This is a genomic window from Sporosarcina koreensis (assembly GCF_001531445.1).
GTDB lineage: Bacteria > Bacillota > Bacilli > Bacillales_A > Planococcaceae > Sporosarcina > Sporosarcina koreensis_C.
In genome coordinates, this window is the sequence record NZ_LQYA01000191.1 from 18929 (window position 1) to 28800 (window position 9872).

Sequence of the window (9872 nt, forward strand, 5' to 3'; positions counted from 1 at the left end):
TTTTTAGGGACATTCGGTGTAGCCGGAAAAGTCCTTGGGTTCCTCATCGCAATCTTCTCGTTCGCGCAATTCATCTTTTCACCGATATCCGGAGGTTTATCAGACCGGCATGGCAGAAAGAAAATCATCATTTTCGGTTTACTCATTTACGGTTCTGCACAGCTTGCATTCAGTTTGTCAACTGAACTTTGGATGCTATTCGTCGCCCGGTTCTTTTCCGGCATGGGAGCGGCTTTCATCGTTCCTCCGATGATGGCGTTTGTCGCAGATATTACTACACTGGAAGGCAGAGGCAGAGGAATGGGACTGCTTGGGGCATCCATGTCACTTGGCTTCATGATCGGCCCCGGAATCGGCGGGTTCTTATCGAAGATCAGTTTGCTCTTTCCTTTTTATTTTGCAGCGGGGGCTGCCGTATTTGCAGCCATTCTTTCTATTTTCATATTACCCAATCCCACGCCTGCCGTTGCTGCCGGAAAAGTTATAGTAAAGCAGGAAAATCTTTTGAAGCAGTTGAAAAAGTCGACGACAACCCCTTATTTTGTCATGTTAATCGTTATGTTCGTCTTTTCGTTCGGACTCGCGAATTTCCAATCGACCATTTCGTTGTATGTGGACCATAAGTATGGATATACGCCTTCTCAAATTGCGGTTTTGATTACGGTCGGTGGATTTGTCGGCGTTATTGTGCAAACCTTCGTCATCAACCCACTGTTTAAACGATTCGGGGAAATGCGGGTAATTCTTTTCAATTTAGTCGTTGCCGCTGTTTCGATGATCGCCATACTCTTTGTCGATATCTTTTGGACAATCCTACTCGTCGCGACGATTTTCTCGACGGCGACTTCCCTTCTCCGGCCAGCGGTCAATACGCTCGTTTCAAAGCTTGCGGGTGAGGAACAAGGGTATGCGGCCGGGATGATGAATGCTTATATGAGTTTAGGGAATATGGTCGGCCCTGCGCTTGCCGGATCCATTTTCGATATCAATATTACATTCCCTTATATTCTGGGCACTGCCATTCTTCTCATTTGCTTTGGAATTGCAACTGTCTGGTCCAGAAAACAAACACTCCTTCTCGCTTCTACGAGGACATAAAAAACCCTTGTCTCCCCAAATCCGAATGGGAGGCAAGGGTTTTGCTATCGTTTTCTTTTCGCTTTCAATAACTCGGCAACATGGTCTTCCTGTTTAACTGTTGGTGCATCATGTATGTCATTCTTCTCTTTTCGATCGAGCAAACTTGAAAACATGCCAAAGCGGCGTAGTGTAATATCGATGAAAAACAAAATCATCGCCATCAGAATAAGCCAATCTGCTATCGGCTTCCGATCTCCGCTTTTAAATGGATGTGGACGGAAAACTTGCGCGGGATCTTCAAGATACTCGCCTCCCGTACGTTCGGCAATTTTCTCAAGCAATGCAGTATTCGGTTCCGATGGTTTGTATTCTGCACTATACGGGACCGAGACTCCTGCTTCGAACAATCCGCCTTTATCATCTGAAATACCGAAGAAAACAAGACCGGGATCAGCGTCCAACGTAACCCTCACTTTTCCAGGCGCCAAAGGTTCCGATTGGAAAGGCACCTCTTTCCCTTGTTCATCTACAATCGTGATTTCCAAAAACGCTGACTTCCGGGAACTGTCGGTAATTGTATACGTGCCGCCGCGGTCATGGGTGATCAAATACGGTACGTCCTCATAAGACGGAAGCAATCGCGAAACAGCCGTGTTCCAGAAGGCCGGATAGCCTTCCCACCTAGCAAGGTCACCCGACCACTTCCCCGTTGCGTCGGATGTAAATGCCACTGTGCGTCCGAGTCCGTACATCCATTCCGCAATGACCGGATCTTCCTTCGGACTTTCGGCCACAATCGTCGCGGTCCCTTTCGGAGTCGTAGCGATATAAGCATTCATCTGCGGAACTCCTTCTTGAAAGATGGACGTCCACTCCGGCACATTGGTCAATGAAACATAGAATGGATCATCCTCAATATACGTCCTCGTCAACATCGATGTTTCCCGTGTCAATATCGCTGGAATCGTCGACTCATCGACGGCATTGTAAAATCGGCCACCGCCGAGTTCAGCCAACTCCTCCAAAAGCACACTGTCCGCATCGGTTCCGATTGCGACAGTCGATAACGTGACATTCGTATTTTTGCCTTCCGCTATAATATCTTCATAATCCGGAGGCATGGAGGATTGCCCATCCGTCAACAGGATAATATGCTTTCTTTGAAGCTTCAGATCCGCCAAATCCTCATACGCTTTAGCGACAGAAGGGAAAATATCGGTTCCGCCACCTGCCGGAATGGACAAAATCTGTTCCATCGCGTCTTGCTTATCCTTTAATGGTCCGACTGGGATGACTTCCCAAATTTCATGGTCAAATGCTGTGAAGCCGAATGTATCATCATTCCGAAGCAATTCCACCGCTCTTGCGGCCGCCTCCCTCGCAATGACGATTTTCGACCCGGACATACTTCCGGAACGGTCCATCGTAATGACTAGCCCTAGAGACGGAAGCTGCTCCTTCCCTTTCACTTCCATTTCCACTGGCAATAAACGCTCAATCGGCGACTTGAAATAGCCTCCCAACCCATAGCTTTCATCACCGCCGACCATCATGAATCCTGTCCCAAAGCTCTTGACAGCCTGTTCAATGACCGTCATTTTATGTTCTCCGACAAGATGTCCTGGCACATTGTCAAAAATGATTGCGCCGTATCCTAAATAACCGGATAATGACTCAGGCAATTTTTCCGCGTCCACTACGTCGACGTCCATCGCGTTCTTGTCAAGCAATGACGGAATGACGGAAGGGCTTCGCTCAGTCTGAACGACAAGCACTCTCGGAGATTGTTCAAGCATCGTGACTGAAAGCATCCTGTTATTTTCAAGAAGACCGTCATCCGGTACGATTAGCTTTGCCTCGTACTTCAGTAGGCCAGTTCCTCTCGCCTCATGATGAAATGCAAATTGATTCGCGCCTTCATCGAGAGTTACTGGTTCACTAATAATTTCTTCGTCATTCAAGTAGATTAACAACTGTCCTGCCGTCTTAGTGGATGACTCGACCTCTACACGCAGCAATTGCCTCTCCCCTTCAAAGGCAGTTCGGGGCGTCTCGAATAAAGAGATCGAGGCATCCGCGTCATTCGCTCGCCTTAAAACGACTGTGTCGATTTCAACATGGCTATTTACGTATTTCGGCAACAGTTCCTCGACAGAGCCTTCCGTCTCAAGCCCATCGGATAAAAGGACAATCCTTGTTGCCAAATCCGCTTTCGCCACTGCAGCAGACAAATCAAGCGCATTTGCAATATTCGTTGCGCCATTCGATTCCATCGGTTCCAGCTTCGGTACTTCCAATTCAGCATCCGTCAATCGACTGTCCGTCCGGAACGTTCCGGCAAATGAATAAATCCCGACAGATTGATTCGATTGCCTCGCTTTCAAACTTTCCGCAATCCATTCTTCCGCTGATTGCCCTGCCTTTTCAACAGAAACGGACCGATCGACGACGAATATGATCTGTTCTTCATCATCGGGCAACAGTACGTAAGGGACGGTGAGAGCGAAAATGATGCAAAGGATCACGAGGCATCTCAGTGCATATAGTATGGTTCCTTTCCGGGCGAAGCGCATAGTAGAAGACTTCCAAGCATATGCCATATAAAGGGCAATCGGTATGATCAATAATAGCCATAATGGCTCCTCAATTCGGATATCCACGACGTCTTTGCACCTCCCACTCTACCAATAAAAGAAGGAGGACTGGTAAAAGGAATAGCCATCCAATCATTCGTTTGCCTTCTTCTTTCTCTGTTTCACTTGCCGGATCCGATCCAAGTATATAACTGGATCCATAAGCAACTGATTTCTCATTCGGCTCCAGTTGAACGGATAGGTACCGCTCCGTCCCGCTGTCCATCAATTTATAGATTCCCGGCTTTGAAGGCGCGACAAAATTTCCGCCTGCCTGATAAGACGCAATATACTTATCGTCTACTGTAAAAATCTCTATCCCTTCATCTCCACTACCCGTCAACAATGCTTTTCTTTCATTCGGGGTGAAGGTACCCGCTATATCGTTTCCTGATCGAAGCACTTCCATCGAGCTCCAAAAGAATAACGGAAACGATGGGTGCAGCGGCCAATCGGTCAAACCGACATCCGTCAAGATAATAATATCGCCTCTCGGTGAACGTTGGATGAATGGCTTGCCATCAACGCTCGCTAAAGTCGTAAATCCCTCGAACGGCGGGTAAAGGGCGCTCACATATACATCATCAATCGAAGCGATTGTGAATAATGCATCATTTGAGGATTCTACCACTCCTGCAACCGGTTCAGTTGTCGAATCATTCCTGCCGATTAACAGGATCGGCTCTGTCCCTTCCTCTAAAAACGAGGTCTCATTCGTCACAATCATTGAATGGTCCTTTGCGGATGTCATTTCATTGATGGATCCGGAGCTGACAGTGAGCCCAATCGCTTCAAAAGCTTTCTTCACCAATTCATGCAGTTGATTGTCAACGATTACTTCAGTAGATTCATTGCCGATGACGATAAATGCATCATTGTCCGTCTCATAATCATCTTGCACTTCCATACGAACATGGAAAGCCGGAAGTTCTGGCAAACCTTTGAATGAAAGAAGTGCATCCGTCTCTTCATCAACGGAAAATTCCTGTTCTGCTAATTTTTCGCCGTTCAATCCATTACTGACAATCACCTTGCCCGTCTGTGCGGAATGTGTTTGATTGGTTAGTTTGACAATGGCTTCTGTCCCATCTGCAGTATGTATGGCACCAAATTTTCCGATTGCCACATTGTCTAATGGACGTTCATTGTTATGAACTGTCCAGGTGATTCCACTTTCGCTCTCCATGAAAAGTGAACGATCTAGGTAATCAGTGAAAATATGGACATCCGCACCAGCTTGGGAGGCAATCGATCTGACAAAATCGAGTGACCGTCCAAGATGTTCATGTTCATAATTCAACTCCAACTTGTCAATCGCGGCCAACACAAGGCGCTCATCCGTCTCCTCACGAAGCAATAAGACGGGTTCCTTCCCCGTCGTAATGATGGAAATCGATTCACCAGCATGTTCTTCTGTGATTGCGCGCATCTTTACTTTACTCTTTTCCAATAACGAAAGATCACCATCATTTGCCGACATGCTAGCGGAAGTGTCAACGATAAAAACAGTATGACCGTCCGCGACGGTATCCTTCGGTAAAAATGGTCGGAGCAAGATGAACAACAATAGCAACAAAGCCGCCATCTGTAAATAAAACAAGGCATTTCGCTGCAAGTTTTTCAAGTACGGAGAAACTTTTGTCTCCCGCATTGATTGTTCCCAAAACAGTGTGGACGATATTGTTGTTGTTACGTACTTCTTCCGGAAAAAATAATAAAGTAGGACGGCCAACGGGAAAACTGCCGTCCATACATTACTCAATTGATCAAAACCCACTTAGCCGCCCCCTTTCAACGCAACCACCCGACATGTCTCATCTTTTTCGTAAAACTATCCATTGCGCCTTCCGAAACTTCCGTGCGCAAAAGCTGGATTCCATATTTTCTCGCCAATGCAGTCAACTCTGCTTCATGTTTCAATTTCTTCTCTTTATATTCTTTAATAATCCGTTGCGTCATAGATACTTCAACGACCGATTCGCTTTCGACATCCACAAGGCGGACATCCCCCTCATAATCGGGAAGTTCTTCCAACGGCGAATGGACCGTCAAAATCCGGACATCCTTGCAAACACCTGGCAACCTTCTGAACAACCTTTCCCACTTTTCAAGTTGCTCCAGCCCATCCGTAATAATGAAGAGGACTGTCATTGCTTTAGGAATATGCTTTAACAGCTGATCTGCGAAATCTCCTTCGGAAACCGGTTCTTGCAATTGCGATATATACTTTGAGAATGAAGCTCGATGCAAGGCCCCTTTCTTCCGGAAGAAATAATTCTGGTCTGCATTCCATGTTGAAAATGAAACGGTGTCCCCGCTTTTTAAAGCGATATGTCCGAGCCCGATTGCCAATTGACGTGCAAAGTCCCATTTCCCATCAGTACTCATTGACTTTGTGGAGTCAAGCAGTATATGTACCCGCATCTCCTGCTCATCCAAAAATTGCTTGATAAACGGTTTGTCTGTACGGGCGAAAACATTCCAGTCGATATGACGTAAATCATCACCCGGATGATATTCCCTGAAATCCGAAAAATCCAAGGAAGTCCCAGTTTTACTGGAACGATGTGTCCCTTTATGATGTCCGAGCCGTCTCGACCCCGAGATAATTGATAAGGCACCTAACCGTTTGGATAATCGATCAGGGAAGAGTTCTTCCCTCATTGGACTTGTGATCCTTGACGAATATTCTCCAATAATCGGTCGATCAGTTTATCCACATCGATCCCTTCCGCTTCCCCTTCGTAATTGATGAGGATACGATGCCGTAAAGCTGGTTTGGCGACTGTTTTAATATCTGCAATCGATACGTGGAAACGACCTGCCATCAGCGCTCTCGCTTTTGCCAATCGTATGATGGATTGCAACCCACGCGGGCCGCTTCCATACTGGACATATTGATTCCAATCATCCTCGGCATCTATTCGATGATGTGTCGCCGATACTAGATCGACGGCATAATCCATCATTTCATCCGCGATGACTACCGATTTCACCATTTCCTGAGCTAAAATAATCGTTTCTGTATTCATCACTTTTCTGATGGAAACAGTATTCGATCCGGTCGTCCTTAGCATAATTTCCTTCAATTCTTCCTTTGCAGGATAAGGAAGCAGGATTTTACATAAGAAACGGTCCATTTGCGCTTCCGGCAATGGATAAGTTCCTTCCATTTCAATCGGGTTCTGCGTGGCAAGAACGAAGAATGGTTTGGACATCTTCCTCGTTTCGCCAAGCACTGTTACGGTTTTCTCACCCATCGCTTCCAGCAAAGCACTTTGTGTCTTCGGCGTAGCCCGGTTAATCTCATCCGCCAATACCATTTGGCTGAAAATCGGTCCTTCTTTGAAAACAAAACGTTGAACCCCTTCCGGATTCCGCTCCAATATGCTCGTCCCTGTAATGTCAGCAGGCATGAGATCCGGTGTAAATTGAATTCGGGAAAATGACAGGTCCAATACTTCGGAAATTGTCCGGATTAGCATCGTCTTTCCTAAGCCGGGCAGCCCCTCCAACAAGGCATGCCCATCCGCTAAAATGGAATAGAGCGAGAATTCGACCGCTTCCTCTTGGCCTACAATGAATTTCCCGATTTCTTCCCTTACTTCTGCTAGTTTACTGCTCATTTCGTCAAATTGTTCAGGTGAAAACGACATTTGTACAACTCCCATCCATTAGTCATTCGATTGATGAAAAGTAATCGGAAAGGACGCGCTGCAAATCAGCAGGGAGATTCATTTTATCCGACCCTTTCAAATAGGCATCTTTATAGCTTCCGACCACTTCTTGATATGGTCGTAATGTTCCTCTTTCTACAAGGCCTTCACGTTCATTTTCCTCAATGAACTCCCCTTCCCCTAGTTCGCCTCCAACTACGGAAGGATTATTGAGGCTGCCCATTCGATCGAAAGGGATTGAAAGTAAATCGCGCCCACCTTTGCCGGTTCCTGCGCCTTGACCCTGGCCTTGTCCTTGTCCTTGTCCCTGTCCCTGTCCTTGTCCTTGGCCTTGACCTTGTCCCTGTCCTTGGCCTTGACCCTGTCCTTGGCCTTGACCCTCGCCTTGGCCTTGGCCTTCGCCTTCTCCTTCTCCTTTTCCTTCTCCTTCTCCTTGGCCTTCGCCTTCTCCTTTTCCTTCGCCTTGACCTTCGCCTTGGTTGCCCCCATTACTACCGGTTTGTGATTTTCCAGTGCCTGGTTTGGCACCTGAGCTAATTTGGCCATTGCTTGCACCAGGAGGATTTCCAGCACTCGCCAATGCCGGCAAGGACGGGGCTTTGCCGATTTTATTCAACGCGGTTTGCGCCGTTCCAGCTTGCTGAGCAAGCTGGTCAACAATCGATTTTAGTTCCTCCATCTCTAATTCTTCGGAGTCGCTCAAACCTTCTTCAGAGTCATTCTTCTTTTCAGCCAATCGCTGTTCCTTCAGCTTGAACTCCTTTTGCTTCTTCACTAATTCCCTTAACGTTTCCTCGGTCGTTTTCGTCTCTTTCAATTTCTCCGCAAGCTCCGCCAACTCTTTTTTTTGCTCAGGATCTTTTTCCTTCTTAACCAGCTCTGCTACTTCCTTTTTCAATTCCTCAATGATTTCCTTTTCCTTAGCAACAGCTTTCGCTTCCTGTTGCGCTTCGGAAGGGAATGTAAGCAAAATGACGGAACAGGTGAGCAAAACAAGAAAACCGATCAGCATTTTTCCATTCACGTAGTTTTTATCCCGTTTCTTAAATTCAGGAAAACCCAGAGCCACCGCAATTTCCGCACGTTGCACAATCGCATGCGCAAAGTCTGAATGTTTGACGCGATCATCTAAAGCGGTAACGAGCAGATTGTCAGGTACATAATGATCCAACCTCCAGACAGCCTCTTCTTGGCGGACGTTCTTAAGAATTAGTACGACAAGTGCTGCAATCAGACTGATTAGGGCAATCCAAAAGGCGATCTGTTCATAATGAGGTAATATGAATAGTCTGGAAGCAGCAAGGAACAAAGTGGATAACAAAGCGGTCATGAACAACCCTGCTTGCAGCATATGGACAGATCGCTCGATGCGCAATGATATGAGAGCTTTTCTGACATATCGATGTAATGCTGTTTTCTCTTCCAACTGCCTCACCCCATCACTTTAATCGCTTCATATTAACACGTAGTTTTTTCACAGCGATGAACAATGCCACCACAGTAATGACCCCATAAAAAATCAAATATCCTGCCCAAATCGGAAAATCGATATTCGTCATTTCAGTAATCGACCGGTCCAGCTCGGGGGAAAGGAATGTCGCGAATAGCACCGCCGGATTTATGGAAGCTAAAAACTGTCCGAGATACGATGGCGTTGTTACAGGGGTCCCCATATGATTAAATGCTTTCATTTGTATGACGATGATGAACAGAAAACCTGTCACTACCGACAAGAATAGCATCGTACCGTAAGTTGCAATCATGGAAACAACCGTTCGTCGAATCATAGTTGAGAACATGACGCCAATGCTGCCGATTGCAAGCAATGTAACAAACAGGAAGAGGAATATTTTGACGAAATCGCCCGGTGAAATCCCCCCGAATAAGAAAACTAGACTGTAAACCGGAAGCCCTGCAACGATAAGCAGCAATAAAAAAGCCACAGAAGAAAGCATCTTACCAGATATGATCTGAAATGAGCTTTGCGATGTCGTCAATAGAATCGGTAATGTCTGCTTCTCCCTTTCAGAGCTAATCGATCCCGCTGTCAAGCCCGGCGCTGTAAACAATACGAGCCCTAGTTGGATATAAGAAAGGAAAGCGAACAATACAAAGCTTTGACTCGGCCTGAAATAGGAAGTTCCAGTCATATTGACCGTCAGAAAAATATAACCGAAGACAAAAATGCACATCGCCAATAAAAAGAAGAGGATTCCATTGAAACCTTTGAATGAGCGGAATCTCAGCTTCAACTCTTTAAAAAGAACCGGATTATTAAAATTCATATTCAGTCGGCCCCTTTCGTTATTTCCATAAAGACATCTTCCAAATTCGTCACATGCTCCATGAAGGAAACAATCGGCAAATCATTGAGAATCGCTTGTTTCAGCATTTCTATCTGCTGCACATCACCGCCCCTATATATGAAGGAAACCCCTTCATCACTTTCGAGCTTTTCAATAGATGTGACATATGGCTGTTC

7 protein-coding genes and 1 pseudogene are annotated in these 9872 nt (G+C 46.1%); 1 reads left to right on the forward strand and 7 read right to left on the reverse strand.

Going from position 1 to position 9872, the window contains the following annotated elements:
* Positions 1 to 1098 (forward strand): MFS transporter (locus tag AWV70_RS17020; RefSeq protein ID WP_235588727.1); only part of this gene is annotated, 1098 nt, incomplete at its 5' end.
* Positions 1099 to 1142: 44 nt separating this feature from the next.
* On the opposite strand, the gene AWV70_RS17025 is transcribed toward AWV70_RS17020, so the two are convergent.
* The 7 genes and pseudogenes from AWV70_RS17025 to AWV70_RS24795 all read right to left on the reverse strand — a co-directional run.
* Positions 1143 to 3740 carry a VWA domain-containing protein gene (locus AWV70_RS17025; protein ID WP_060209645.1) on the reverse strand — a complete coding sequence of 866 codons (2598 nt, stop codon included), beginning with the start codon at positions 3738 to 3740 and terminating at the stop codon, positions 1143 to 1145.
* A complete protein-coding gene (locus AWV70_RS17030; RefSeq protein WP_060209647.1) occupies positions 3724 to 5490 on the reverse strand; it encodes a vWA domain-containing protein in 1767 nt (588 codons plus the stop codon). The genes AWV70_RS17025 and AWV70_RS17030 overlap by 17 nt, the downstream gene beginning before the upstream one ends.
* Before the next feature lie 14 nt (positions 5491 to 5504).
* The gene (locus AWV70_RS17035) at positions 5505 to 6377 is read right to left on the reverse strand and encodes a DUF58 domain-containing protein (protein ID WP_060209650.1); all 873 of its coding nucleotides are present in this window, start codon (positions 6375 to 6377) and stop codon (positions 5505 to 5507) included.
* On the reverse strand, positions 6374 to 7369 hold the full coding sequence (locus tag AWV70_RS17040; protein ID WP_082713677.1) for an AAA family ATPase: 996 nt from the start codon (positions 7367 to 7369) through the stop codon (positions 6374 to 6376). Before AWV70_RS17040 ends, AWV70_RS17035 begins: the two co-directional genes overlap by 4 nt.
* Before the next feature lie 22 nt (positions 7370 to 7391).
* Positions 7392 to 8816, reverse strand: a complete 1425-nt coding sequence (locus AWV70_RS24200) for a hypothetical protein (protein ID WP_060209654.1) — start codon at positions 8814 to 8816, stop codon at positions 7392 to 7394.
* A 13-nt stretch (positions 8817 to 8829) separates the two neighbouring features.
* Entirely contained in the window at positions 8830 to 9675 is an 846-nt protein-coding gene (locus AWV70_RS17050; protein WP_060209656.1) for an ABC transporter permease, read from the reverse strand.
* 2 nt (positions 9676 to 9677) lie between these two features.
* Positions 9678 to 9872: pseudogene (locus AWV70_RS24795) on the reverse strand (ABC transporter ATP-binding protein); the annotation flags it as partial.